The sequence below is a fragment of the Halomonas sp. AOP7-B1-5 genome, from assembly GCF_052353045.1.
GTDB classification, from domain to species: domain Bacteria; phylum Pseudomonadota; class Gammaproteobacteria; order Pseudomonadales; family Halomonadaceae; genus Vreelandella; species Vreelandella colorata.
Map to the genome: position 1 here is coordinate 82161 of NZ_JBQTDC010000006.1, position 24911 is coordinate 107071.

The 24911-nt window shown below is 53.5% G+C and carries 22 protein-coding genes; 12 read left to right on the plus strand and 10 right to left on the minus strand.

Annotation, left to right across the window (positions count from 1 at the left end; translation table 11 throughout):
• Positions 1-9: 9 nt before the first annotated feature.
• Positions 10-696: a LuxR C-terminal-related transcriptional regulator gene (locus ACT3XD_RS05325; protein WP_192536760.1), complete on the minus strand. Its 687-nt coding sequence runs from the start codon at positions 694-696 to the stop codon at positions 10-12.
• A 277-nt stretch (positions 697-973) separates the two neighbouring features.
• On the opposite strand from ACT3XD_RS05325, the gene rdgB reads away from it, so the two are divergent.
• The 4 genes from rdgB (at position 974) to ACT3XD_RS05345 (ending at position 4378) form a co-directional block, all read left to right on the plus strand.
• Positions 974-1582: an RdgB/HAM1 family non-canonical purine NTP pyrophosphatase gene (gene rdgB, locus ACT3XD_RS05330; protein WP_192536759.1), complete on the plus strand. Its 609-nt coding sequence runs from the start codon at positions 974-976 to the stop codon at positions 1580-1582.
• Positions 1575-2741, plus strand: coding sequence for a radical SAM family heme chaperone HemW (gene hemW / locus ACT3XD_RS05335; protein ID WP_192536758.1), 1167 nt, complete (start codon positions 1575-1577; stop codon positions 2739-2741). The genes rdgB and hemW overlap by 8 nt, the downstream gene beginning before the upstream one ends.
• 31 nt (positions 2742-2772) lie before the next feature.
• Positions 2773-3447, plus strand: coding sequence for an OmpA family protein (locus tag ACT3XD_RS05340; RefSeq protein ID WP_192536757.1), 675 nt, complete (start codon positions 2773-2775; stop codon positions 3445-3447).
• 85 nt (positions 3448-3532) lie between these two features.
• Entirely contained in the window at positions 3533-4378 is an 846-nt protein-coding gene (locus tag ACT3XD_RS05345) for a 23S rRNA (adenine(2030)-N(6))-methyltransferase RlmJ (RefSeq protein ID WP_192536756.1), read from the plus strand.
• 6 nt (positions 4379-4384) lie between these two features.
• Here the strand turns inward: ACT3XD_RS05345 and ACT3XD_RS05350 are convergent, their stop codons facing one another.
• On the minus strand, positions 4385-4834 hold the full coding sequence (locus ACT3XD_RS05350) for an Lrp/AsnC family transcriptional regulator (protein WP_225736015.1): 450 nt from the start codon (positions 4832-4834) through the stop codon (positions 4385-4387).
• 111 nt (positions 4835-4945) lie between these two features.
• On the opposite strand from ACT3XD_RS05350, the gene rarD reads away from it, so the two are divergent.
• The 4 genes from rarD to ACT3XD_RS05370 all read left to right on the plus strand — a co-directional run bounded on the left by rarD (position 4946) and on the right by ACT3XD_RS05370 (position 9136).
• Positions 4946-5857 (plus strand): EamA family transporter RarD, encoded by a 912-nt coding sequence (gene rarD, locus ACT3XD_RS05355; protein WP_192536755.1) that lies wholly within the window; start codon positions 4946-4948, stop codon positions 5855-5857.
• Between the two features lie 165 nt (positions 5858-6022).
• On the plus strand, positions 6023-7132 hold the full coding sequence (locus tag ACT3XD_RS05360; RefSeq protein ID WP_192536754.1) for a cobalamin-independent methionine synthase II family protein: 1110 nt from the start codon (positions 6023-6025) through the stop codon (positions 7130-7132).
• 157 nt (positions 7133-7289) lie between these two features.
• The gene (locus ACT3XD_RS05365; protein ID WP_192536753.1) at positions 7290-7898 is read left to right on the plus strand and encodes a TetR/AcrR family transcriptional regulator; all 609 of its coding nucleotides are present in this window, start codon (positions 7290-7292) and stop codon (positions 7896-7898) included.
• Complete coding sequence (locus ACT3XD_RS05370; protein WP_192536752.1) at positions 7895-9136, plus strand: multidrug effflux MFS transporter; 1242 nt, start codon at positions 7895-7897, stop codon at positions 9134-9136. Before ACT3XD_RS05365 ends, ACT3XD_RS05370 begins: the two co-directional genes overlap by 4 nt.
• A 57-nt stretch (positions 9137-9193) precedes the next feature.
• On the opposite strand, the gene mnmE is transcribed toward ACT3XD_RS05370, so the two are convergent.
• The 4 genes from mnmE to rpmH all read right to left on the minus strand — a co-directional run bounded on the left by mnmE (position 9194) and on the right by rpmH (position 13018).
• Complete coding sequence (mnmE, locus tag ACT3XD_RS05375) at positions 9194-10564, minus strand: tRNA uridine-5-carboxymethylaminomethyl(34) synthesis GTPase MnmE (RefSeq protein ID WP_192536751.1); 1371 nt, start codon at positions 10562-10564, stop codon at positions 9194-9196.
• A 100-nt stretch (positions 10565-10664) separates the two neighbouring features.
• Positions 10665-12353, minus strand: coding sequence for a membrane protein insertase YidC (yidC, locus tag ACT3XD_RS05380; RefSeq protein ID WP_192536750.1), 1689 nt, complete (start codon positions 12351-12353; stop codon positions 10665-10667).
• Positions 12354-12468: 115 nt separating this feature from the next.
• A complete protein-coding gene (gene rnpA / locus ACT3XD_RS05385) occupies positions 12469-12870 on the minus strand; it encodes a ribonuclease P protein component (protein WP_192536749.1) in 402 nt (133 codons plus the stop codon).
• A 13-nt stretch (positions 12871-12883) separates the two neighbouring features.
• The gene (gene rpmH / locus ACT3XD_RS05390) at positions 12884-13018 is read right to left on the minus strand and encodes a 50S ribosomal protein L34 (protein ID WP_008959105.1); all 135 of its coding nucleotides are present in this window, start codon (positions 13016-13018) and stop codon (positions 12884-12886) included.
• 534 nt (positions 13019-13552) lie between these two features.
• Here rpmH and dnaA point away from each other — a divergent pair.
• From dnaA to gyrB, 4 genes are all read left to right on the plus strand, one after another.
• Positions 13553-15025, plus strand: coding sequence for a chromosomal replication initiator protein DnaA (gene dnaA / locus ACT3XD_RS05395; protein WP_018918395.1), 1473 nt, complete (start codon positions 13553-13555; stop codon positions 15023-15025).
• Positions 15026-15070: 45 nt separating this feature from the next.
• A complete protein-coding gene (gene dnaN, locus ACT3XD_RS05400; protein ID WP_018918394.1) occupies positions 15071-16174 on the plus strand; it encodes a DNA polymerase III subunit beta in 1104 nt (367 codons plus the stop codon).
• Between the two features lie 142 nt (positions 16175-16316).
• Positions 16317-17417, plus strand: coding sequence for a DNA replication/repair protein RecF (recF, locus tag ACT3XD_RS05405; RefSeq protein WP_192536748.1), 1101 nt, complete (start codon positions 16317-16319; stop codon positions 17415-17417).
• A 39-nt stretch (positions 17418-17456) separates the two neighbouring features.
• Positions 17457-19877 carry a DNA topoisomerase (ATP-hydrolyzing) subunit B gene (gene gyrB / locus ACT3XD_RS05410; protein WP_192536747.1) on the plus strand — a complete coding sequence of 807 codons (2421 nt, stop codon included), beginning with the start codon at positions 17457-17459 and terminating at the stop codon, positions 19875-19877.
• Between the two features lie 265 nt (positions 19878-20142).
• On the opposite strand, the gene gmhB is transcribed toward gyrB, so the two are convergent.
• The 4 genes from gmhB to glyQ form a co-directional block, all read right to left on the minus strand.
• Complete coding sequence (gmhB, locus tag ACT3XD_RS05415; protein WP_192536746.1) at positions 20143-20715, minus strand: D-glycero-beta-D-manno-heptose 1,7-bisphosphate 7-phosphatase; 573 nt, start codon at positions 20713-20715, stop codon at positions 20143-20145.
• A gap of 146 nt (positions 20716-20861) precedes the next feature.
• The gene (locus tag ACT3XD_RS05420) at positions 20862-21515 is read right to left on the minus strand and encodes a hypothetical protein (RefSeq protein WP_225736013.1); all 654 of its coding nucleotides are present in this window, start codon (positions 21513-21515) and stop codon (positions 20862-20864) included.
• Between the two features lie 346 nt (positions 21516-21861).
• Positions 21862-23928 (minus strand): glycine--tRNA ligase subunit beta, encoded by a 2067-nt coding sequence (gene glyS, locus ACT3XD_RS05425; protein WP_192536745.1) that lies wholly within the window; start codon positions 23926-23928, stop codon positions 21862-21864.
• Positions 23929-24888, minus strand: coding sequence for a glycine--tRNA ligase subunit alpha (gene glyQ, locus ACT3XD_RS05430; RefSeq protein WP_192536744.1), 960 nt, complete (start codon positions 24886-24888; stop codon positions 23929-23931).
• Positions 24889-24911: the final 23 nt, after the last annotated feature.

Genomic DNA, 24911 nt, shown 5'->3' on the forward strand with positions numbered 1-24911 from the left:
GTGTTGTTATTAGTTTTTTAGTCCACGGGGTTTATCGATAGCCGGAAGAATAGGCCCGAGATTTTGATGGATCCAGTTCAAAGCTTGTATACGGTTATGTACATTTATTTTTCGGAATATATTATAAAGATGTGACTTAACCGTATGCTCGCTAACAAATAACCGCTCAGCAATTTGTTGATTAGAAGAACCTGCTTTTAGCAACGAAATAATTTCAATTTCACGGTTGGTTAGGCCGCAGGTTGGTCTAAACGCATTGTTTTGTGATTTGCGATAAAAAAGGATTAGCCGAGCCATTAACTCGCGCGACATCCAAAGCTCACCATCTAATAAGGCATGTACGCCTTTACAAATAATATCCAAACTCTGTTCGCGATAAAAAACACCTGTTAAATGGGCACAGGAAAGCGCTTCTAAAGCATGATTCATATTGCGGATATTAAACGCGGCAAGCGTTGCTTTTGATAATGCTTCAGGTAACTGATCTTGCCATTCGGGTAAGGCATCGATACTGATATGATCGCTATCAATAAGCAGCAGAAGCTTTTCTGATGTACCTGCAGGAAGCGAAGAATGACGTGAGTAAACACTTACTTGGTAGCCGGTATGCTTATTTAGATATTCTGCAAATAGCTGAGATTGAGGGCTTTGCTCTGTAAGGATATATACCGAGTCGGGTGACTGTTCCTTTTTCATGATAACGCCTCTGGTAAGAAGGAGTGAGCTGGCAACAAAATCAGTGTCGACTATAAGTGTGTTTTCGTAAAGTTTTGTTACTAGATTATTTTAAAAATAACCTATGTCAACCAAGCTATAAATCGAATTATTTTTAATAACTTATTGTTAGTAAATATCTTTTATTAATATTTAGGATATTTTTAACTAAATTATTATGTACATTTGGTAACATTTTGTTAGATATAGAACGATTTTGTTGGGCGTACACTGACCTACTGACGTTTGGAGAAAAGTAATGGCCACGGTAAATACCCTTGTTCTAGCCAGCAGTAATGCAGGAAAACTAAAAGAATTCAATCAGTTACTTTCACCATTGGGGTTTGATGTACGCCCCCAAGCAGACTTTGGCGTACATGATGTTGAAGAAACGGGGCTGACTTTTGTCGAAAACGCACTGCTGAAAGCCCGTGAAGCGAGCCGTATCAGCGGCTTTCCGGCACTCGCCGATGATTCTGGATTAGAAGTCGATGCCCTTTCCGGCGAGCCGGGAATTTATTCCGCGCGCTATGCCGGCGAGCCTAAAAGTGACCAGCGTAATAATGAAAAGCTCTTAGCAGCATTAAGTGACTATGCTGAGGGTCAGCGTACGGGACGCTACTGGTGCGTACTGGTGTATTTGCGTCACCCGTTGGACCCGGTGCCGGTAATTGTCCAACGTAGCTGGGAAGGAGAGTTGCTTGCCCACCCTCGCGGGGAAGGCGGCTTTGGCTATGACCCGCTGTTCTGGCTTCCTGATCAGGCCATGAGTGTGGCTGAACTACCCAGCGAAATGAAAAATCGTTTGAGCCATCGAGGACGGGCGCTCACAGGGTTGGTCGATATGCTTAAGGTGGCGCATGGCTAATCCACTGCCACCGCTATCGCTCTATATCCATACGCCCTGGTGTGTGCGTAAGTGTCCGTATTGCGATTTTAACTCTCATGAGCCTAACGGTGAGTTGCCTGAAGTCGATTATTTAAAAGCGCTACTAAGCGATTTGGACGGCGATTTAGCGTTAGCCGCTGAGCGACAGATCCACACCATTTTTATCGGTGGCGGTACGCCAAGCCTTATGTCACCTGCGTTTTATGAACGTCTTTTCAGTGAAATACGCGCGCGTCTAGCATTTGCGCCGGGTATTGAAATCACCATGGAGGCGAATCCCGGCACCACCGAGCAGACGCGCTTTATTGGCTATCGCGAGGCCGGTATTAACCGCCTCTCGCTGGGTACGCAGAGCTTTCAGCCAGCCCAGCTCAAGGCGCTGGGGCGTATTCATGGTGGCGAAGAAGCTATCAGCGCGGTAGGGCAGGCGCGCGCGGCGGGCTTTGATAATATCAATATCGATTTAATGCATGGATTGCCCGACCAGACGCCTTCCTTGGCACTTGCGGATATTGATCAGGCGCTAGACCTTTCGCCGGATCATCTCTCTTGGTATCAGCTCACGCTTGAACCCAATACGGCGTTTCATTCACAGCCCCCCGTGCTGCCTGAAGAAGAAGCACTTTGGGATATTCAGGAGCTAGGCCACCAGCGGTTAGAGCAGGCAGGTTTTGCGCGCTACGAAATTTCAGCCTATTCCCAGCCTGGAAGGCAGAGCAGGCATAATCTCAACTATTGGCAGTTTGGTGATTACCTGGGTATTGGCGCCGGTGCCCACGGCAAGCTGACAACTATCGATACAGATGGGCAGTGGCATATTGAGCGACGCTGGAAAACGCGTCAGCCCGAGGCTTATTTACGGCGGGCTAGCGATCCTCGGGGCTTTTTAGCGGGCAAACAGCCGATTACCATTGACGAGCTGCCGCTGGAATTCGCCATGAATGCGCTGCGTTTAACCGAAGGCGTTAGCATGCAAGCCTGGTCACGGCATACCGGGCAGGTCGATGCGGTGCTCCTGACACGTTTACAAAGGGCCCACAAAAAAGGACTTTTGATGGAAATGCCTGAAAAGCTGCGTGCATCGCCTCAAGGTCTATTATTCTTGAATGAGTTGCTGGAGTGTATCAGCGACGAATGACTTAAGCGCAAAGACAAACAAGGAGTGAGCGATGCGTATTTCTCGACTACTGACCCCATTGGCTGCCGCAATTTTAGTGGCGGGCTGTGCAACGTCTGATCCTTACGGTGGCCAGACACAACGTTCTTCTACTGGTATCGGTACCGGGATTGGCGCCGCGGTAGGCGCAGCAGCGGGCGCCCTTTCTGGCGATGGCAGCACCAGCCGCCGCGACCGTGCCTTGATTGGTGCAGCCGTTGGTGCCGCTGCGGGCGCGGGTGTAGGTGCTTATATGGACCGCCAGGAGCAGCAATTACGTCAGAATCTGCAGGGTTCGCGCATCGAAATCGACCGTCGTGGCGACGATATCGTGCTGAATATGCCCAGCAGCGTTACGTTCGGTTTTGATTCTTCTGACCTGACCAGCGATGCGCGCAGCGCACTCAATGAAGTCGCAAACGTGGTTTCTCAATACACCGATACCCGCGTGAATATTGCCGGGCATACTGATAGCACGGGCGACGCCAGTTACAATCAGCGCCTGTCTGAGCGTCGTGCTCAAGCCGTCGGCAATTACCTGAGTCAAAATGGCGTTTCGTCTTCACGTCTTAACACTATGGGATACGGGGCTAACCAGCCCGTTGCCAGCAATAATACCGATCAGGGCCGAGCGCAAAACCGTCGGGTAGAAATTACCTTGACGCCAACGGGCAACGGCCAAAGATAAGCGACCCGTGTAACCCGCGCATTGTCCTTCAAAGCCCGCTATGCTCCCATAGCGGGCTTTTTTGTTCACTTGATGTCGAGCGACCATGCTGTCTTATCAACACGCTTATCATGCCGGTAACTTTGCCGATGTACACAAGCATCTAACCCTTTACAGCGTTAATAATTATTTATTACGTAAAAAAACAGCCATTACATATGTAGATACGCACGCGGGGCGTGGACTTTATCCACTTGCCACTAAAGAGACACAGCGGCTCCAAGAGTACCGCGAGGGCATTTGGCCTTTATGGCAGAAGCGCGATCAGCTAACAGACCCTCTGTTAACGGATTGGATGGATGTCTTAACAGGCGCACAGCCAGCGCCTAGCGAGCTTACCCACTATCCGGGATCGCCTTGGTGGTTTGGAAAGTCGTTACGCACTCAGGATCAACTGCGCCTTTTTGAGCTGCATCCCGGCGAGCACCAGCACTTGGCCGCTCAAGAGCTAGCTACCCAGGCGCGACGCATTTATGGCGATGGGCTTGATGGGTTAAGCACTATGCTACCGGTAGCCACGCCACGACTTTGCGTATTAATTGACCCAAGTTTTGAGCGTAAAGCGGAGTATCAGGAGGTAGCCGATGCCGTCGCTTATACGTTTGAAAAGGCGCGCCATGGCGTAGTGTTAGTCTGGTATCCGCTGCTGCCAGCGGGTCATCATCACGTACTGCTAGACGCGCTGAAGACGAGTGGCGTGCGTAAGATATGGCGTAGCGAGCTTTTGCTGCGTGAGCTGGGCGAACAGACCCATGGTATGTACGGCAGCGGTATGCTGGTGATTAACCCGCCCTGGGGGCTGGATGAGCGCCTGGAGGCAGCAATGGCCCAGCTTACTCCCTACCTTGGGGATGAAAGCCGCTATGAAGCACAGTGGTGGGTCGAGGAGTAGCTAGGGTTATATAACTTCCAGCGTAGTTTTGACCCGGTCCAGCACCACGGTGGTTTTAAACCATTTGACGTTGGGGTTGTTGTGAAACAGGGTGTCGCAGAGCTCCTGAAACCGGCTCATGCTGGGCACCAGTAATACCAGCATGAAGTCCGCCTCACCGGTAACGTAGTAACACTGCTGAATCTCAGGCCCGGAAAATTGGGCCTTGAGCAGCGCCAAGTCAGCAGCATGCGTTTTAACCGCCTGTACTTCGACCAGTAAGGTAATGACCTGGCCCAACCTATCGGGGTCAAGCACCGCCACGCTCGCCTGGATAAAGCCACCGTTTTTAAGCTTTTGTATACGTCGCTGGACGGAAGCCGTGGAGAGATGGACGGTTTCAGCCAGCTCGCGAAGCGGCGTCTGGCAATCCTTCTGTAAAAGTTCTAGCAGGGTTCGGTCAAAGTCATCAAGCATAATAAAGCCAGCCAAGTGAGAAATTTTCTCGCTGACAGTAGGTAATACAAGCGCCTTTATCAAGTGTGTTGCAATAAAATAACGCCAAATTTAACTAACCAGAAATGGCTTATGCACGCTAACCCCAATACGCCGCTGGGCGTCACGCTGAATGTGATAGCCTCGGCCTTGTTTGCTTTACTGTTTGCCTATACCGCTCTGCTTCCTTCCATGGAGGGGGGCGAACTGTACGGATGGCGTATTCTGCTGACATTTCCCTGCTTGAGCCTGTTTATTCTATGGCGGGGCTATGGAACGCAAATAGTCGCCATTGGTCGGCGCCTGCTCACAGAGCGTTACTTCTGGGCTACACGGCTGATATCAGCGTTTATGCTGGGCATTCAGCTGTGGCTATTCATGTGGGCGCCGGGCAATGGCCACGGGCTGGCGGTCTCGTTGGGCTATTTTATAATGCCGATCACCATGGTGATTATCGGACGTATCGCGTTCGGCGATCGGCTGTCAGGCTTTCAGAAGATTGCTTGTCTGCTGGCGGTGGCGGGCATCGCTAATCAGTTAGTCATATCACAAACGCTGGCCTGGACTACCCTGGCGGTGTGTTTCGGCTATCCGGGCTACTTCTGGCTTAGGCGTAAAACCGATACCAATCATATTGGCGGGCTCTGGTGGGATATGCTGCTCAGCCTGCCGGTATGTGTTTACTTTATTCTTGATGGCGGCCACATAGCGGCGACGCCCGCGTTTAGTATCGAAGCGTTGGGGTTGGTAGCTGGGCTGGGTTTGCTCAGTGCGCTCGCTCTGGGTTTTCAGGCGCTTTCTGCTCCGCTGCTCAATCTGAGCCTGTTTGGCCTTTTGGTGTATGTTGAACCCATACTGCTGTTGGGCGTGGCGCTGCTTTTAGGCGAGGTGATTGTTCCTCACGAGTGGCCAACGTATATCGCGATTTGGTTAGCCGTGATGGTACTTGCACTAGAAGGTTGGCAGCATTTCAAAAAATCGAGGGCGATATTACCCACCGTTTAAACAAGCGTGCCCAGCAATAAATTGTTAATCACTAGCAATATCAAGTGGCTACTCTGCATTAAAGTCGTTCATGCATACTCAAGAAATGATCATTTTAATGCGTCTTGAGGATGGGGGAGGATAGGGCGATACACGATACGTCCAATCTACCGGTGGAGATGCTAAATGAGCCTTAACCCTACCCCTTTTTCCGCCGATGTGGTCGGCAGTCTTCTGCGACCCACCGCTATTAAAAATGCTCGCCAGGCGCATCAAGCCGGTGAACTGGATGCCCGTGATCTGCGTCGCGTCGAGGATGAGGCCATTGCCCATGCGGTGAAAAGCCAGTGCCAGTGTGGCTTGAAAGTGGTGACCGATGGTGAGTTTCGTCGCGCCTGGTGGCATTTCGATTTTTTTGAAGGTCTTGAAGGCATTGAAGGCTACGATGCCGAGCAGGGTATCCAATTTGCCGGTGTGCAGACCAAGTCGCGCAACGTGCGCGTGACGAGCAAATTGGAATTTGGTCGTCATCCAATGCTTGAAGACTTTACATTTCTTGCCAGCATTGCTGAGGGCACGGTGCCCAAGATGACCATTCCGAGCCCCAGCGTACTGCATTTTCGGGGTGGACGTGGCGTGGTCAGTGAAGAGGCTTATCCGAATATCGACGACTTCTTCATCGACTTGGCGAACCTCTATAAAGATGCGATCAGCGCGTTTTATGCCGCTGGCTGTCGCTACCTTCAGCTTGACGATACCGTCTGGGCGTACCTGTGCTCGCAAGAGCAGCGCGCCTTGGTGATCGAGCGCGGAGAGGATCCGGACCATCTGGCCCAAGTGTATGCCGAGGTTATCAACCAAGCGCTTGAGGACAAGCCGCATGATCTGGTGGTGGGCATGCACGTGTGCCGCGGCAACTTCCGCTCTACCTGGATATCCGAAGGCGGCTACGAGCCGGTTGCCGAGCTGCTGTTTGGCTCGGTCAATATTGACGCTTTCTTCCTGGAGTACGACTCCGACCGCGCCGGTGACTTCGAACCCCTGCGTTTCATCAAGCCTGGCCATCAGAAAGTGGTACTGGGGCTCGTTACTACCAAAACCGGCGAACTCGAAGACCCGGAAACGATCAAGGCGCGCATTCATGAAGCGGCGCGTTTCGTACCGCTCGAGCAGCTTTGTCTGAGCACCCAGTGTGGTTTCGCCTCCACGGAAGAGGGCAACACGATCACCGAGGCCGAGCAGCAGGCCAAGCTCGCGCTGGTCGTGCAGGTCGCCCGAGAGGTCTGGGGCGAGTAGCGCCGAACACGTTCACATTCGCACCTTTCAAACCCCGCCGGCGCCGATGCGTTGGCGGGGTTTTTTTGATTTAAATGGCGTGAAAGTACTTACCTACCTATCGGTAGGTAGTATATTGCGCAGCTCCTTTCATCAGCGCTTTATGAGGTGTGTGCAAATGGCACGTTCAAAGGCGACCCAGCGTATCGTCGAGGCGGCGGTGACGCACTTTGCCGCGGCGAGTTACGACGGCGCCTCGCTATCCGCTATCGCCGAGGCAGTGGGAATCCGCAAGGCGTCGCTCTACGCTCACTTTGCGTCCAAGGAGGCGCTCTTCATGGCGGCCTTCGAGGAGGCTCTCACCAAAGAGCGCGCCTTCGCCGACGACTGCTTTGCCGACGAAGGCAGCGAGGCGCTCCCCGGCTCTCACTACTGCCAGGCGCTGGTGCGCCGCTTCGGTGAGGTCGCGCATCTGCGCTTTTTCCTGCGCGCAAGCTACATATCGCCGGTCACGCTCACCGAGCCGGTCGACGCACTGCACGAAACGTATCTTGCGCAGTTGAAGGCCCATTTTCTGGACAAGCTGTCGCGCTGGGAAAAGGCGACCATCACGCCGACATCGACCCAGGTATCGCGATTTGGCGAAGCCTACCTCGGCATCGTCGACAGCCTCCAGGTTAAATTGATCTACACCACTGCCGAGCTCGCCGAAAGCCGCTTGGCGGCGCTTTTGAGCGTGTTCGAAGACTCACTGATCCACCATCTCGATACGGATAAAACGTCATGACCCAGCAAGCGACACATCGCATCCAGTCCATCGGGACCGGGCTTCTCATTTTACTGGCGCTGATCACCGCGCTGGACGCCATGGCCATCGACATGTACCTGCCGGGCATGCCGAACATTGCCGAGGATCTCGGGGTGTCTGCCGGCCATATTCAGCAGACCCTGGCGGTCTTTCTAATCGGACTGGCAGTCGGGCAGGCCATCTACGGACCGCTGCTGGACCGCTTTGGCCGCCGCTGGCCGCTTTTGGCCGGGCTTGTGGTGTTTATCGGGGGCTCGATTCTCGCTGCCCTGGCCCACTCCTTCGAGATGCTGATGGCCGCCCGCTTTCTGCAGGCGCTCGGCGCATCGGCGGGGCTGGTGGCGCCGCGCGCGATCATCGACGACGTCTACGAGCTCAAAGAATCGGCGCAGAAGCTCTCCATTCTCATGCAGGTGATGATGGTGGCCCCGATCGTGGCCCCGGTACTGGGCGGACTGGTGCTGCTCTATGCCGAGTGGCACATGATCTTCTGGGTCATGGCGGCGCTGGCCCTGATCACGCTGGTGTGGGGGCTCGTCAGCGTGCCGGATACGCTGGCAACTGAGCAGCGCGTGGCACTCAGCGGGGCGAGCATCGTGAAAGGCTACGCGCGGCTTTTTGTACAGCCGGTGTTCATGCTCTACAGCGTGGCAAGCGGGTTGGTGCTTGGGGCGTTTTTCTCTTATATCAGCGGCTCGTCGTTCGTGTTCATGGAGCACTTCGGACTGAATTCGACCCAGTACAGCCAGCTCTTCGCCGCCAACTCCGTGGGTCTGGTGGTCGGCGGGGCGGTTAGCAACGCGCTCATCAAGCGCGAGTGGTCGACGTTTCGCGTCATGATGGCGGGTACGGCGATTTACACCCTGGCCGGCGCGGCGCTCTGGTGCGTCAACGTCCTCGGCGCGCCGACGCTTCTGACCTACGGCCTCATTCTGGGGCTCGCGATCGCCTCGCTCGGCATGGTGTTCGGTAACGTGATGGCGTTGATCATGAATGCGGCGGATTCCCCCGCCGGCGTGGCTTCGGCGCTGATGGGCGTACTTCAGTACCTGCTCTTCGCCGTGGTCGGCTTTGCGGTCAGCCTGACCACCGTCAGCCCTTCTCAGCTGCCGGCCACCATCGCTGTATGTGGGGTGTTGGCGTTGGTGCTGTGCTGGATGGCAAGGCTTAAAACTCAGGGCGCTGCCTATCCGAGTGGCGCCACCGGATCGGCTTGAGCCGACCGGTGATAGCGCTTTGCGCCCATCAGGACGACCTGATGGGCGCTTTTGTTTTTACTTGCCGATACAGAAGCTGCCGAAAATCTCGCCCAGCAAATCATCAGCGCTAAAGTCGCCGGTAATTTCACCGAGTGCCTGCTGCGCGTCGCGCAGGTCTTCGGCAAGCAGTTCGCCTGCCCCATAGCCGTCTAGCTGAGCACGCCCTGTGTCGAGCGCTGCCATTGCCCGGTCGAGGGCGTCCAGGTGGCGTCGGCGTGCGGAGAAACGTCCTTCGGTGGTGGCGGCAAAGCCCATTACGTCCTTAAGGTGGGTTTTTAAGTTATCCACACCGGCACCGGTTTTGGCCGATAGGCGTAACGTCGGTGTGGCTGTGGATAAATCAATGCCTGCTGGTTCGGCACTGGTATCGATTTTGTTACGCACCAGGGTCAGACGGCTCTGATCAGGCAGCCTTGCCACAAACTCCGGCCAGATGACCATGGGGTCCGTTGCTGCGGTAGTGGACGCATCGACCAGTAGCAGTACGCGGTCGGCTTTTTCAATTTCGGTCCAGGCGCGGGCAACGCCGATTTTTTCGACGGCATCCGGTGTATCGCGCAACCCGGCGGTATCAATGATGTGCAGCGGCATACCATCGATATGAATATATTCGCGTAGAACATCCCGCGTGGTGCCGGCAATATCGGTAACAATGGCGGTGTCTTGCTCAGTCAACGCGTTAAGCAGGCTGGATTTGCCAGCATTAGGGCGCCCGGCAATCACCACGCTCATTCCTTCGCGCAAGAGCGCGCCTTGCCCGGCTGCCTTGCGTACATCGCTGAGCCCTTGCTGGACGCCTTCCAGACGCTTGGCGACATGTCCGTCAGCCAGGAAGTCGATCTCTTCTTCAGGGAAGTCGATGGCGGCTTCTACATAGACACGCAGCTCGATAAGCTGCCCGACTAGATCGCCAACCCGCTTTGAGAACTCCCCTTGCAGCGAGCGCACAGCATTCTCTGCGGCCGAGCGTGACGTCGCGTCAATTAGATCGGCGATGGCTTCGGCCTGGGCGAGGTCGAGCTTATCGTTTAGAAAAGCGCGCTCGGAAAATTCGCCGGGCCGGGCTAACCGCGCACCCAAGGCCACACAGCGTTCGAGCAGCATGTCCATGATGATCGGGCCACCGTGCCCCTGCAGCTCCAGCACGTCTTCACCGGTAAACGAGTGCGGGCCGTTAAACAGTAGCGCGATGCCTTCGTCAATAACGCTTTCAGGGCCTTTAAATGGGCCGAAGTAAGCGTTTCGGGGCGTGGGGCAATCACCGAGTATGGCCTTGGCGATATCCCGGCAGGCAGGCCCGGAGACGCGGATAATGCCTACACCACCGCGGCCAGGCGGAGTGGCCAGCGCAGTAATCGTATCCTGGGTGTAAAGTCGTTCAACCATGGCGCGCCTCTTTAATAGATGCCTACATTGTGAATTTGTCGTCTTTAAAACGCCAGACCCCCGCACTAGGGCGGGGGTCTGTTAGCAAAGCGTTGGGGGATTACTTGGTTCGCATCCCTTTACCCACGCTTGGGTCTTTCTCGATGCTGCGCGTTATGAAGTACTGCTGCGCGACCGAAATGATGTTGTTGACTACCCAGTAAATTACCAGGCCAGCCGGGAACCACAGGAAGAAGAAGGTGAAGATAATCGGCAGCATCTTCATGATCTTCGCCTGCATCGGATCCGGCGGTGTCGGGTTCAGCATCTGCTGAACAAACATAGACGCACCCATCAAGATCGGCAGAATGAAGTACGGATCCTTAATCGACAGATCCTGAATCCAGAAGATAAACGGCGCGTGACGCAGCTCAACGGATTCCAGCAACATCCAGTAAAGCGCGATAAATACCGGCATCTGGATCACGATGGGTAAACAGCCACCTAAAGGATTGATCTTCTCCTTTTGGTAGAACTTCATCATCTCTTGAGACATTTTCTGGCGATCATCGCCATACATCTCTTTAAGACGCTGCATTTCCGGGCCCAGCTTACGCATGCGTGCCATGGACTTGTAAGCCTTGGCAGACAGCGGGAAGAGCACCAGCTTAACCACAACCGTCAGCAGAACAATCGACCAGCCCCAGTTGCCCACGATGTCGTGGATCTTGTCCAGCAGCCAGAACAGCGGGTTGGCAATAAACCACAGCCAGCCGTAGTCGACGGTTAAGCGCAGATTAGGTGCCACTTGCTCAAGATAATCCTGAACCTTAGGACCCATATACAGCGTTGCGCCGAGTGTTGCTTCGCTATTAGCCGCGACATTGCTGGTCGGGCCTGCAAAGGCAACTACATTGCGATCGCTTGAATCGGTCGTAACGTAGTAAAGGTTTTGCTGATCTTGTGCCGGCGCCCAGGCGGACACGAAGTAGTGCTGAATAATCGCGATCCAGCCGCCTTGTGCTTCACGGTTCTCAAAGTTGCGGTTTCGAATATCTTCGAAATCAACCTTTTCATACCGCGCATCAGGCGTGGAGTAGGCTGCACCAATATAGGACTTCATGCCCAAGGCAACGCCGCTTGACGGGTCCGGGCTGTTATCACGTGCCAGTTGGCCGATAAAGCGAGCGCTAACCGGCGCATCGGTATTATTGGCAACATAGTAATTGACGTTAACCGCATAATTTCCGCGTTCGAAGGTAAGCCGCTTGGTGATCTCAACGCCATTAATCTCAGCGCGTAGATCGACATTCAGCTGGTCTTCGTCATCGCTCATGCGATAGGCGCTGCTTTCCGGGGTAAAGGCAATACGGCTTGCCTGACCGTCCAGCTGCAAGCCTGAGCGCGCAACGTAGCTGCGCGTTGCATTGTCTGAAAGCAACACGTAGTTGCGCTCAGTATCCAACGTCATCTTGTGTTGCGGCAGTGCGGCGTACACGATATCGCCGCCATGCGGATCAATACGCACGTCGAGTACGTCGGTGGCCACTGCGATCAGGTCACGGCTGGACGTTTCGCTTTCCGCGTCGCCAGGCATGCCTTCGTCAATCGCCGTATTGGGCGCCGACGTAGATGGAACGGCTAAACCGTTTTCGTCTTCGCTATTGCTTAAGGGCGCATTGCTCGTGCTTTGTGTAATCTCAGGCGTCGAGTCGTAATCTGTCGGCCCATAATCCTGATTCCACTGAATGACCAGTAGATAGGCAAGTACTGCCAGTGGAATCAGTAATAGAAGTCTTTTTACGTCCATGAGGGTTCTGCCCGCTGGGTGATGAACATGCTAATGGCGCAGTATCATTTACTCGACCCATGACACACGAAAGCCTGCCAAGCGGCAGGCCAAGGTCGAGCGGCGAGATGCGTCGTCAAGAGTCACGTGTTACGCCATCAGACGGTGGTGCTACTGATACCGTTTGGGCGTCACGCTGAAGCCGTTTCCACATGCCATGTAACTGGCGAAAAAGCGTTTCGTTATCGATGTCCTGTACGCCGCGCTTAGCAAGTATCACGATATCCATTGAGGGTAGGTGATCCTGGCGAAGGCGGGCGGATTCTCGAACAAGACGCTTAAAGCGGTTGCGATCGACAGCACGTTTTACATTTTTTTTGCTGACCACCAGTCCGACGCGGGGATGTCCCCGGGTACTCATGCGCGCTAACGCCATCATACCTTTGCCATGAACTTTGAGGTCGGCCTGTTCAAACACGTGACTAAAATCCCCGGCATTTAGCAGACGTAAACACCGGGGATAGCCTTGATGCGGCACACGCAATCCGAGATCAGGCGCTCAGACGCTTGCGGCCTTTGGCGCGGCGGCGTGCGAGTACGGCACGGCCGTTTTTGGTTGCCATACGAGCACGGAAGCCATGCGCGCGCTTGCGCTTGAGAACGCTGGGTTGAAAAGTGCGTTTCATAACTCGTTATTCCCACGTGGTTTAGGACGGATGTGAATCCAAAAGACCCGGTCCAGTGAGGAAACTAGCCGGGGAGTTTCAAATCAAGACCGGAAATTGTAGAGACTTCCCGCGCCGGGTGCAATTTTTCCTTGCACAAAAAGCGACAAAAAGGCAATGGGCATTTGCTCTGTGGGTTATCTTCACCCATTACCTTGGCAACTACTATTACTAGTTAAGTATTTTAAAACCCATTGTTATTAATAGTGGGGATACAATTTGTGGATAAGTGATTAATCTTTCTATTTATCATTATTTTAAAATCATAAAAACAATGTGCATAAGTATCGTATAACCGGCAAATAAGCTGTTGGCTTGGTGTGATTAAACCCTTTGGAAAACCGGAAAATCCAATCTATCCCCACGCCGTTAGGGGGGTTGTCCCGAGACCTTAAAGAAAGTTGTCCACAGGCGAAATTGAAGGCTAAACCCGTGTGGATAACCGCGCCTTTGGGCGCTACAATGGTCGGCCGTTTTCAACCGATGGTGAGATGAGTGTCACTCGCGCTTTGGCAGCAGTGCCTGGACTACCTGCAGGACGAATTGAATTCACAGCAATTCAATACCTGGATACGTCCACTCCAGGCAGAAGAAGGAGAGTCCAACGAGCTGCGCTTACTGGCGCCTAATCGCTTTGTGCGCGATTGGGTGAGTGACAAGTATGCTAAGCGGATCAGCGAGCTGATTCGTGAGCTTGCGCCCTCTAAACCGCCTAAGGTAAGCCTTACGGTGGGTAGCCGCCGCCCAGCGGCCCCGGCTCCTCAACCTCGCGATTTGGGCAACCCTGTTTCAGCGGCCACTGACCGTTCGTCGGCGCCTGCTGTACATACGCCGCCGCGCGGAGATATTGCCGATGAGCGTGAAATCGACCAGATGCGCGAACGCGAAGAAGCGCCGCGTCGGCGCAACAACGAGCGCCAGGTTCAGGTGGAGGGAAGCCTTAAGCACGGCAGTGGACTTAATCCTAATTTTACTTTTGATACCTTTGTTGAAGGTAAGTCGAACCAGCTGGCCCGAGCCGCCTCCCGACAAGTGTCGGAAAATCCGGGCGGTGCCTATAACCCACTATTTCTATACGGCGGGGTAGGCTTAGGTAAAACGCACTTGATGCATGCTGTAGGTAACGCATTAGCCGGCCGTCGGGATAATGCCCGAGTGGTTTACCTGCATTCAGAGCGTTTTGTCGCGGACATGGTTAAAGCGCTTCAGCTTAATGCGATTAACGACTTCAAGCGGTTTTACCGCAGCGTTGATGCGCTGTTAATTGACGATATTCAGTTTTTCGCTGGCAAAGAGCGCTCTCAAGAAGAGTTTTTCCACACCTTTAATGCACTATTAGAAGGTGGCCAGCAAATGATTCTTACCTCTGACCGCTATCCCAAAGAGATAAGCGGCGTGGAAGAGCGCTTGAAATCCCGGTTTGGCTGGGGCTTAACGGTGGCAATTGAGCCGCCTGAACTTGAGACCCGAGTCGCTATCTTGATGAAAAAAGCCGACCAGGCTAAGGTCGATTTACCCCATGATGCCGCTTTCTTTATTGCTCAAAAAATCCGCTCTAACGTTCGTGAGCTGGAAGGCGCGCTGAAAAAAGTCATTGCTGACTCACACTTTATGGGTAAACCGATTACCCAGGACTTTATTCGTGAGTCGTTAAAAGATTTGCTCGCGCTTCAGGATAAGCAGGTGGGTGTGGATAACATCCAGCGCACGGTAGCCGAGTACTACAAGATTAAGGTGGCGGATTTATTATCCAAGCGACGCTCGCGTTCGGTGGCTCGCCCCCGGCAGGTAGCCATGGCGTTAGCCAAAGAGCTTACCAATCATAGTCTGCCGGAAATTGGCGATGCGTTTGGAGGCCGTGATCATACAACGGTGCTTCACGCCTGCCGCAAGGTGAAATCCTTGCAAGAGGAAAGCGCGGATATTCGCGAGGATTATAAAAATCTGCTGCGCCTATTAACCAGCTAATCAGCCTGTCGTCTGCAGGTTTTCAGGATATAAACCGGAGTGTTGATGAAATTTTCCATTTCCCGAGAGGCATTGCTGCGTCCGCTGACGCTGGTGGCAGGCGTGGTAGAACGTCGTCAAACGCTGCCTGTACTCTCTAACGTATTGATTCAGGTCGAAGGCGACCAGGTCTCCTTGACCGGTACGGATTTAGAAGTCGAGCTTATCGGGCGTACGGTAGCAAGCCAGGTAGACCAGCCTGGCGCTGCCACAGTGCCAGCTCGCAAGCTGATGGATATTTGTAAATCGCTGCCTGATCAATCAGAGATTCATCTGGCGGTAGAGGATGGCCGTGCGGTACTGCGCAGCGGTCGTTCACGTTTTACACTCTCGACACTGCCGGTCGCCGAATTCCCCAATATTGAAGATGCTGACGGTAGCCAAGAGCTGAGCGTTCCGCGGGGCACGTTAAAACATCTTATCGAAGCCACATCGTTTGCCATGGCTCAGCAGGATGTTCGCTACTACCTCAACGGTATGCTGATTGAGATTCAGAGTAATCTATTACGTACGGTTGCAACCGATGGCCACCGCCTGGCGATGTGCTCACGCCCGGTTGAGGTTGCCGTTAGCCAGTCGCAAAAACTGATTGTACCGCGCAAGGGTATTCTTGAGCTTTCGCGCCTACTTGATGACAGTGACGAGCCGGTCAGCTTAACGCTGGGCTCAACCCATGTGCGTGCCCATACCGGTGACTTTACGTTCACCTCGAAACTGATCGACGGCAAGTTCCCCGATTACGAACGAGTTGTACCGCGCAATGGTGATAAAGTACTGATCGCCGAGCGAGCCGAGCTGCGTCAGGTGTTGTCGCGTACCGCGATTCTCTCCAATGAAAAGTATCGCGGTGTGCGTCTGTATCTTGAGGAGAACAATCTCAAGGTAATGGCCAATAACCCTGAGCAGGAAGAAGCCGAAGAGAACGTGGCGGTTGAATATAACGGCACGGCAATGGAAGTTGGCTTCAACGTAGGCTATCTAGTGGATGTACTGTCTGTATTGAGCGTAGACAGAGTCCAGGTGACGCTGGCGGATCCTAATAGCAGTGCATTGCTTGAAGAGCCGGGTGGTGGCGACGCGCTTTACGTCGTTATGCCCATGCGGCTGTAAATAACCGCCAGGCTGCCTTAATGCCGAGTAAGGTGTGTAAAGTAGCCTATGCAGGGAGAGCGGCGCTTCTGACAGCAGCAGCGCCGTTTTCACTTTTTTGCCTGGCTACTCATTGTTGTGGGACTTTAACCAGCGAGCTTGAATGAGCCTGATACAGCTTAACTTCCAGGGCCTGCGGAATTTGATCCCGCTTGAGATGCGTCCCTCATCCAGAATTAATATCATTAGCGGTCCAAACGGCAGTGGTAAAACCAGCCTATTGGAAGGCATTCATATTCTAGGTATGGGACGGTCTTTTCGTACCCGGCAGTTAAAAAATGCCATTCAGGCGGATCAGCCGCATATGACGCTCTACGGGCGCCTTCAAGGTGAGCCTGAGGTTTCGGTAGGGGTTCGTCGGTTAAGGGCTCAGAGAGAGCTTGAGCTGCGCCTAAGGGGCGATAAAGGGGTGCGTTTAGCTGAGTTAGTGGAGGCCATGCCGCTTCAGTTAATTAACCCTGATGCCTTCAGGCTGCTGGAAGGGTCGCCCGTCGGACGCAGGGAGTTTTTCGACTGGGGAGTGTTTCACGTGAAACAACACTTTCTTGAAGCGTGGAAGCGCACGCGTCGAGCAGTGAAACATCGGAACGCGCTACTCAGGCGTGGTAGAATAGATCCTCAGGAAATGACGGCTTGGGAACAGGAACTGGTGCTATGGGGCGAGGTAGTTGATAGGTTACGATTTGAGTGGTTTAGCGAGTTTCTTCCAGTCTTTGAAGAGACGCTTAATGTACTGCTTCCGTTACCTGGCTTAAAGCTTAATTACGCTCGTGGATGGGATAAGCAAAAAACGCTTGCTGAAGTGCTTCAGGATAATCGGTTAACCGACCAGCAGATGGGGTTTACCCAGCAGGGCCCTCAGCGCGCCGATTTACGTATCAGGCTTAACAAACAGCCCGCTGTAGAAGTACTTTCCAGAGGCCAGCAAAAGCTGGTGGTAAGCGCACTCAAGCTTGCCCAAGGGCGGTTTCTGGAAAGAACAGCACAGCGGCACTGCATCTATTTAATTGATGATTTGCCAGCGGAGCTGGATGAACAGCATCGACAGCGTTTCTGTCAGTTGCTTGAAGAGATGCAGTGTCAGGCTTTTATTACCAGCGTTGACCCCGCCGCATTGCAGAATATGTGGCAATTAGAAACCCCGGTTAGCATGTTTCACGTGAAACATAATGAACAGGGGCTTAGCCAGTTGCAGGGCGGGTAAACGACACGGAACGAGACAGACTTCACGACGGAGTGGTCAATGAGCGAGCAGGCTTACGATTCATCAAGCATCAAGGTGCTCAAAGGGCTGGATGCAGTACGCAAACGTCCAGGTATGTACATCGGCGATACCGATGACGGCACCGGATTGCACCATATGGTCTTCGAGTTGGTGGATAACTCCATCGACGAAGCGTTGGCAGGCCACTGTAGTGAGATTCGCGTGGTCATTCATGCCGATGAGTCGGTAACCGTTAGTGATAATGGACGCGGTATACCCACCGAACTGCATGAAGGCGAGGGGGTTTCTGCCGCTGAAGTTATCATGACCGTGCTACACGCTGGCGGCAAATTTGATGATAACTCATATAAAGTATCCGGCGGCCTTCACGGCGTAGGTGTTTCCGTCGTTAACGCGCTGTCTGAAGAGCTGCGCCTGACGATTTGGCGCCAGGGCGAAGTATTTGAGCAGATTTATCACCACGGCGTGCCTCAGGCACCGCTTAGCGTCGTAGGTAAAACGGAAAAAACCGGCTCACGTGTTCATTTCCGTCCTTCGCCTAACACCTTTGCCAATATCGAATTCCATTACGATATTCTGGCTAAACGTCTGCGCGAGCTGTCGTTTTTGAATTCCGGCGTCGCTATCCGCTTGCTGGATGACCGCAGCGGAAAAGAAGAGCTGTTTCATTATGAAGGCGGCTTGAAAGCATTTGTTGATCACCTGAATTCTAACAAGACGGTGCTGAATCCTGTTTTCCATTTCAACGCCTCGCGAGAAGATGGCGTAGAAGTAGAAGTGGCCATGCAGTGGAGCGACGTCTTCACCGAAAGCATTTTCTGCTATACCAATAATATTCCTCAGCGGGATGGCGGTACTCACTTGGCCGGCTTCCGGGCGGCACTGACGCGTACGATGAATAACTACATCGAAGCGGAAGGCCTGCTCAAAAAAGCCAAGGTTAATACTGCAGGCGACGATGCACGTGAAGGCCTGACGGCAATTATTTCGGTTAAAGTGCCGGATCCGAAATTCTCTTCGCAGACCAAAGACAAGCTGGTCTCCAGTGAAGTGAAAACGGCGGTTGAGCAGGAAATGGGTCGCCTGTTTTCTGAGTACCTGATCGAGAAGCCCAGCGAAGCCAAAGCCATCGTTAATAAAATGCTGGATGCGGCGCGTGCGCGTGAAGCAGCGCGTAAAGCGCGGGATATGACGCGGCGTAAAGGCGCGTTGGATATCGCAGGGCTGCCGGGTAAGCTTGCCGATTGCCAGGAAAAAGATCCCAGTCAATCTGAGCTTTACCTGGTGGAGGGTGACTCGGCCGGCGGCAGTGCCAAGCAAGGCCGCGATCGGCGTACGCAGGCCATTTTGCCGCTGAAAGGTAAAATTCTTAACGTCGAGAAAGCACGCTTTGACAAGATGCTTTCATCTGCAGAGGTAGGCACGCTAATCACAGCCTTAGGCTGTGGCATCGGTCGAGAAGAATTTAACCCAGACAAACTGCGTTACCACTCTGTCATCATCATGACCGATGCGGATGTGGATGGTTCGCACATCCGTACACTGCTGCTGACGTTCTTCTTCCGTCAGATGCCGGAGCTGATTGAGCGTGGCCACATCTTTATTGCTCAGCCGCCGCTTTACAAGATCAAGCGGGGTAAGCAAGAGCTTTACTTGAAAGATGAGCAGGCCATGATTGATTACCTGACCACCACAGCATTGGATGGCGCAGGTTTATACGTCAATGCCGAGGCACCGGGAATCGCCGGGTCGCAGCTGGAAACACTGGTTAATCAATACCGCAATGTTATGAAGCGGATTGATCGCTTGGCGCGGGTATATCCGATCGAAGTGCTAAAACAGATTATCCATGCCACCGGCTTACAGGGTGAAACAAGCCTGAAAGACCGCGTGACGATGGAAAACTGGATTGCCGAGCTGCAGAAAACCATGGATGACATGGTGGCCTATGAAGGTGGCCCGCGCTATACCTTCTACCTGAAACAGGATGAAGAGCGCGGCTTACTGCTACCCACTGTATCATTGGTTGCCCACGGCGTAACGACCGAGTACGACTGGGGCCTAGATTTCTTTGAGAGCGCCGATTATCGGGCGATTTCAGCGCTGGGCGACACGCTTGACGGGTTGCTTGAAGAGGGCGCGTTTATTTCGCGTGGCGAGCGCCAGAAGCCGGTTGCGCATTTCTCCGAAGTGCTTGAATGGCTAATGCAGGAAGGCCAGCGTGGCTTGTCAGTACAGCGCTACAAAGGGCTAGGGGAAATGAACCCCGACCAGCTGTGGGAAACCACCATGGATCCAGATAGCCGCCGCATGCTACGCGTTACGATTGAAGATGCTGTCGCGGCCGATAAGATGTTTAATACATTGATGGGCGATGACGTAGAGCCACGCCGTGACTTTATCGAGACTAACGCGCTGGTTGCTAACCTTGACGTATAAGTCACGGTGCTGGAAATAGGATGTGGGCCTCGGTTTAAATGTTTCACGTGAAACATGCTTTTAACTTGCAGGCCTTTATCTGCGGATTGTATGACAGTACGAAAAAGTTAGCGCAGTACTGAAAATATAGCTAAAAATGAAAATGCCGCCGGTTTTAAACCTGCGGCATTTTTTTATGAAAAAATTTTTATAGTATAAATAGAAGCTTTATAAAAACAGGTTGGGGATAAGTAAGCTGCTGATAACTAGGCTGTTGATAAAATGATTACTTCTGCAGCGGAGAATGGTTAACTAAAAGCCAATCGACAAACTCTGCAAGATCAGCATGAATTCGTGCGCCTTCCAGGCCAATCGCCTTGGCTAACGTTTTCTCACCCTTACCCGTTTTTACCAATACCGGCCGACAGCCGCATGCCTTGCCCGCCTGTAAATCACGCAGGCTATCACCCACCATCCAGCTACCCGCCAAGCTTTGAAGATCAAGTTCGCGCTGAATATCATGCAGTAAGCCGGGCAGGGGTTTGCGGCATTGGCAGTCATCCTCGGGCCCGTGTGGGCAGTAAGCAATATGCGCAATGTGTCCACCGGCGGCTTCGACGAGCTGATTCAACCGAGCATGCATTGCCGAGAGCACGCTTTCATCATAGTAGCCTCGGGCAATACCGGATTGATTGGTTGCCACCGCCACAGTAAATCCAGCTTGGGACAGTTTGCCGATAGCGCTGATCGCTGAAGGGTAGGGCAACCACTCTTCAAGCGACTTAATATACGCATCTGAATCCTGATTGATGACGCCATCGCGATCAAGAATAACCAGCTGCTGAGGGGAAGTAGGCATTATGTTTCCAACTAGAGACGCTGATTAAGCACCGCCAGCGCCTGCAAAGTAGCGCTAATTTTACGCCCATCGCTACCCAGGTACTTAAAGGGGATTTTTTGCAGACGAAGAAGTCTAGACAGCGTGTTTTTAAACTGGTCTTGGACTTACTGGCGGGCGTTATGTAACCCATCAATTAATGCAGGCGACAAGCGTTCAACCTGCATTGGCGATTTGTGTAGTTTGCCATACAGAGAAAAAATAAAGCAAAACCAATCACGCACCATACAGTTGACTGGACTATGTACCTTCCCGGGGTCAGTCTCAAAGTCGATAAAAACCGTCTTATCCTGGGTAACCAAAATATTGCGGGCAAATGCTTCGCTAAGATAACAGCCACGCGCATGCACGGCGTTCAACGCCTGAATGCTTTGCGTAAGTGTACTGTCGACTTCATCGACACTGCGTGCTTTTTTAAGCTTATCGAGCAGTGTTATGGCAGGCTGATCTGAAGACCCAGCATCCGCCAACAGAAGGGCGCGAGGGTGCTCTGCCAGTATCGTGGGAACCGCAATACCTGCGCTACTTAACGTTTTGATCCGCGCCGACTCCACCAGAATGCTTTGCTCGCCACCTAAATTAGGCACTGGTTTTAACACGTCAATATTACACCAGGCAGCCAACAGCTTTAGCGGCGCATAAGCAAGCTTCGAATTACGCTTGGCGGCACGTTTTAGCCATACTTTTTGGCCGTTAAGCGTATGGGACGCCATGTTCGCTTGCTGCTGGGGAAGCGAGTCCAATAAAAAGAGATCGTACACAGGGCATCTCCAAGGAGCTTAGGCTCCAGCCTTACTAGGCTTATCTACTAAGCAAAAAGACGACTTTAATATATTAAGTATTTTATTTTACCAAAAATCGATTATTTTTCACGATGTTTCACGTGAAACAAAGTGAGGCAATACGATGGATTTTTCGAAAATACAGTCAGCCAACTCAGCGGTGACTGTCTATGAGCCATCTTGCTAGTTTCACGCTGATGCAGGTGTGCTTACAGCGAAATCAATGCCACAGCTATAAACGCTGACAAGATAAATAGAGAGGTAAATAAGAAATGCCTTTTACCGGCGGCTTAAAGCCACCGGCAAAAGGTAGAAGGGAAGGAGATTATTGAGGGAGCAAGGAGATATCAGCAACGGCCAGGAAGAGCGCTTGAAGGCTAGCCAGGAGTGCTAAACGATTGTTGCGCACGGCCTCATCGTCTGCCATGACCATTACCTGATCAAAGAAGGCATCTACAGGCTCACGTAGGGTTGCTAGAACGTCCAGCGCCTGATGGTAATCGCCTGTACCAAACAGTGGTGCTACCTGCTCCTGACGGCTGGTAACGGCTTTAAACAGCACCTGCTCGGCGTCTTCCTGCAAAAGTCTTGCATCAACCTCTAAGCTGCCGTTGTGTTCCTGTTTACTCAAAATATTAGACACGCGCTTATTGGCGGCGGCTAATGCAGCGGCCTCATCACGCTGAGCGAAGGCTTTCACGGCACGCAGGCGGCGGGCGAAGTCGAGCGGGTTGGTAACCGGGCGCGCACGTACGGCCAGATACATCTCTGCGCTAATGCCTTCTTCCTGTCCCCAGGCGCGGAAGCGGTCAAGCATGTAGGTCAGCACGTCATCGGCCAGGCCTTCAGCCTTGGGCAGGCCCTGGTGCTGCTGAACAGCCGCGTCTAGCAGCTCACGCAGATCAAGAGCCAGTTCGCCTTTAATCAGAATGTTGAGTACGCCAATGGCGGCGCGACGCAGTGCGAAGGGGTCTTTGGCACCGGTTGGGCGCTGGCCAATACCGAAGATGCCCACCAGCGTATCTAGGCGGTCCGCCAGCGCCAGCGTCTGCCCGGTAAGGCTTTGCGGGATGGCGTCGGTGGCAAAGCGCGGCAGGTATTGCTCTTCAATGGCTTGAGCGACTTCGGCAGGCTCACCGTCCTGCTCGGCGTAGTAGCGACCCATAATGCCCTGCAGCTCAGGAAATTCGAGCACCATCTCAGTGACCAGGTCACACTTGGCAAGCGCCACAGCACGCTGAGCGTTAGCCACATCGCCATTAATCTTTTGTGCGATAAAGGTAGCAATCGCGGTGGTGCGGCGCGCCTTGTCGGCCAGAGTGCCTAACTGCTGCTGAAACACTACGCTTTCAAGCTGTGGAATACGCGAGGCAAGGCTCTGTTTGCGATCGGTATCGTAGAAGAAGGCGGCGTCGGCCAAGCGTGGGCGAATGACTTTCTCGTTACCCGAAATCACCTGCTGCGGGTCGGCACTATCAATGTTGGAGATAGTGATAAACAGCGGCTTGAGCTTGCCCTGATCATCCAGCAGGTGGAAGTACTTCTGGTTGGCCTTCATGGAGGAGATCAGACACTCCGCCGGCACGTCCAAAAAGCGCTCATCAAAGCTACCGGTAAGCGCTACCGGCCACTCCACCAAGCCGCTGACTTCAATCAGAAGGGCTTCGTCGATTACCGCATTGGCTTCCTGCACTTCGGCTTCGGACAGCACCTGTTCGCGAATACGCTCACGACGCTGCTCACGATCTGCCAGTACATAGGCATTCTCTAGCGTGGCAAGGTACTCATCGGCATGCTTGAGCTGAATCGCGTTCGGGGCATGGAAGCGGTGACCGTAAGTCGTGCAGCTCGCCTGAAGGCCTAACGCTTCGGCGGCGATGACGTCGCTGCCATACAGGGCAACCAGCCAATGCACCGGGCGGGAGAACTCAATACGAGACGCACCCCAACGCATGTTTTTGGGCACCGGCAGGCCCTGAATGGCTTTACGCAGAATTTCGGGTAAAAGCGTCTGAATGCTTTCGCCTTGCTGCTGTTCACGGAAGCCAAGCCAGGTGCCCTTGTCGGTTTCCAGATGGATCAGTTCGTCCACGCTAACGCCACATGAGCGCGCGAAACCTTCGGCGGCTTTGGTAGGTACGCCGTCTTTAACGGCGGCAGCCAGTGCCGGGCCACGGCGCTCTACTTCACGGTCGGGCTGCTTGTCGGCAAGCTCGCTGACCTGTACTGCCAGACGGCGGGGGGTTGCATAGGCTTTAACGCTCTGAAAAGGAATTTCAGCTTCCTGAAGGCCTTTTTCAATCCCTGCGGCAAACGCATCGGAGAGCGCATCCAACGCCGTTGGCGGTAATTCTTCGGCACCTAGTTCTAATAAAAGCGTATCAACAGCCATTTATATGTCTCCCTGGTCGGCGAGTAGTTCGCGGCGAAGGGCCTCCGGGGCCATGGGGAAGCCTTCGGCTTTGCGCGACTCAAAGTAAGCAGCGGCGACGTCTCGCGCCATGGTGCGCACGCGTAAGATAAAACGCTGGCGTTCGGTCACGGAAATCGCGTGGCGGGCGTCCAGCAGGTTAAACGTATGCGAGGCTTTCAATACCTGCTCATAGGCAGGCAGCGGTAGGCGGGCATCCAGCAGTTTGCTGCACTCACCTTCCTGATGATCGAAGGCGGCAAAAAGATGGTCAACGTCAGCGTGTTCAAAGTTGTAGGCGGACTGCTCACGCTCGTTTTGCAGATACACATCGCCGTAAGTCACTTGGCTGCCGTCTGGGGCAATGGCCCAAACAAGGTCGTAGACGCTGTCGACGTTTTGCAGGTACATGGCAATGCGCTCAAGGCCATAGGTGAGCTCGCCGGTCACGGGGTAGCACTCGATGCCGCCCGCCTGTTGGAAGTAGGTGAACTGGGTAACTTCCATGCCGTTGAGCCATACTTCCCAACCAAGACCCCAGGCGCCCAAAGTAGGGGACTCCCAGTTATCTTCCACAAACCGCACATCGTGGATCAGCGGGTCCAGGCCTAAACGCTTGAGCGAGCCAAGGTACAGGTCCTGCAGGTTGCTCGGCGAGGGTTTCATTACCACCTGAAACTGGTAGTAGTGCTGCAGGCGGTTGGGGTTTTCCCCGTAACGGCCGTCAGTCGGGCGGCGGGAAGGCTGAACATAAGCCGCATTCCAGGATTCCGGACCAATGGCTCGCAGGAATGTGGCAGGGTGGAACGTACCCGCGCCAACTTCCATATCGAGGGGTTGGAGGATGACGCAGCCCTGTTCTGCCCAGTACTGTTGCAGAGCAAGGATCAAGCCTTGGAAGGTCGACACATCAGGCGTCGATTGGTTTGTCGAGACACTCATCGCAGAAAGCACCGTTGGCCATG

Coding starts and splice junctions, on each gene's coding strand:
- rdgB (WP_192536759.1), top strand. CDS start 974: ATGGCCACGGTAAATACCCTTGTTCTAGCCAGCAGTAATGCAGGAAAA.
- ACT3XD_RS05345 (WP_192536756.1), top strand. CDS start 3,533: ATGCTGTCTTATCAACACGCTTATCATGCCGGTAACTTTGCCGATGTA.
- glyQ (WP_192536744.1), bottom strand. CDS start 24,888: ATGAGTGTCTCGACAAACCAATCGACGCCTGATGTGTCGACCTTCCAA.
- ACT3XD_RS05325 (WP_192536760.1), bottom strand. CDS start 696: ATGAAAAAGGAACAGTCACCCGACTCGGTATATATCCTTACAGAGCAA.
- mnmE (WP_192536751.1), bottom strand. CDS start 10,564: ATGGTTGAACGACTTTACACCCAGGATACGATTACTGCGCTGGCCACT.
- rpmH (WP_008959105.1), bottom strand. CDS start 13,018: ATGAAACGCACTTTTCAACCCAGCGTTCTCAAGCGCAAGCGCGCGCAT.
- ACT3XD_RS05370 (WP_192536752.1), top strand. CDS start 7,895: ATGACCCAGCAAGCGACACATCGCATCCAGTCCATCGGGACCGGGCTT.
- hemW (WP_192536758.1), top strand. CDS start 1,575: ATGGCTAATCCACTGCCACCGCTATCGCTCTATATCCATACGCCCTGG.
- rarD (WP_192536755.1), top strand. CDS start 4,946: ATGCACGCTAACCCCAATACGCCGCTGGGCGTCACGCTGAATGTGATA.
- ACT3XD_RS05365 (WP_192536753.1), top strand. CDS start 7,290: ATGGCACGTTCAAAGGCGACCCAGCGTATCGTCGAGGCGGCGGTGACG.
- recF (WP_192536748.1), top strand. CDS start 16,317: ATGAGCCTGATACAGCTTAACTTCCAGGGCCTGCGGAATTTGATCCCG.
- yidC (WP_192536750.1), bottom strand. CDS start 12,353: ATGGACGTAAAAAGACTTCTATTACTGATTCCACTGGCAGTACTTGCC.
- gyrB (WP_192536747.1), top strand. CDS start 17,457: ATGAGCGAGCAGGCTTACGATTCATCAAGCATCAAGGTGCTCAAAGGG.
- ACT3XD_RS05360 (WP_192536754.1), top strand. CDS start 6,023: ATGAGCCTTAACCCTACCCCTTTTTCCGCCGATGTGGTCGGCAGTCTT.
- ACT3XD_RS05350 (WP_225736015.1), bottom strand. CDS start 4,834: ATGCTTGATGACTTTGACCGAACCCTGCTAGAACTTTTACAGAAGGAT.
- glyS (WP_192536745.1), bottom strand. CDS start 23,928: ATGGCTGTTGATACGCTTTTATTAGAACTAGGTGCCGAAGAATTACCG.
- gmhB (WP_192536746.1), bottom strand. CDS start 20,715: ATGCCTACTTCCCCTCAGCAGCTGGTTATTCTTGATCGCGATGGCGTC.
- dnaN (WP_018918394.1), top strand. CDS start 15,071: ATGAAATTTTCCATTTCCCGAGAGGCATTGCTGCGTCCGCTGACGCTG.
- ACT3XD_RS05340 (WP_192536757.1), top strand. CDS start 2,773: ATGCGTATTTCTCGACTACTGACCCCATTGGCTGCCGCAATTTTAGTG.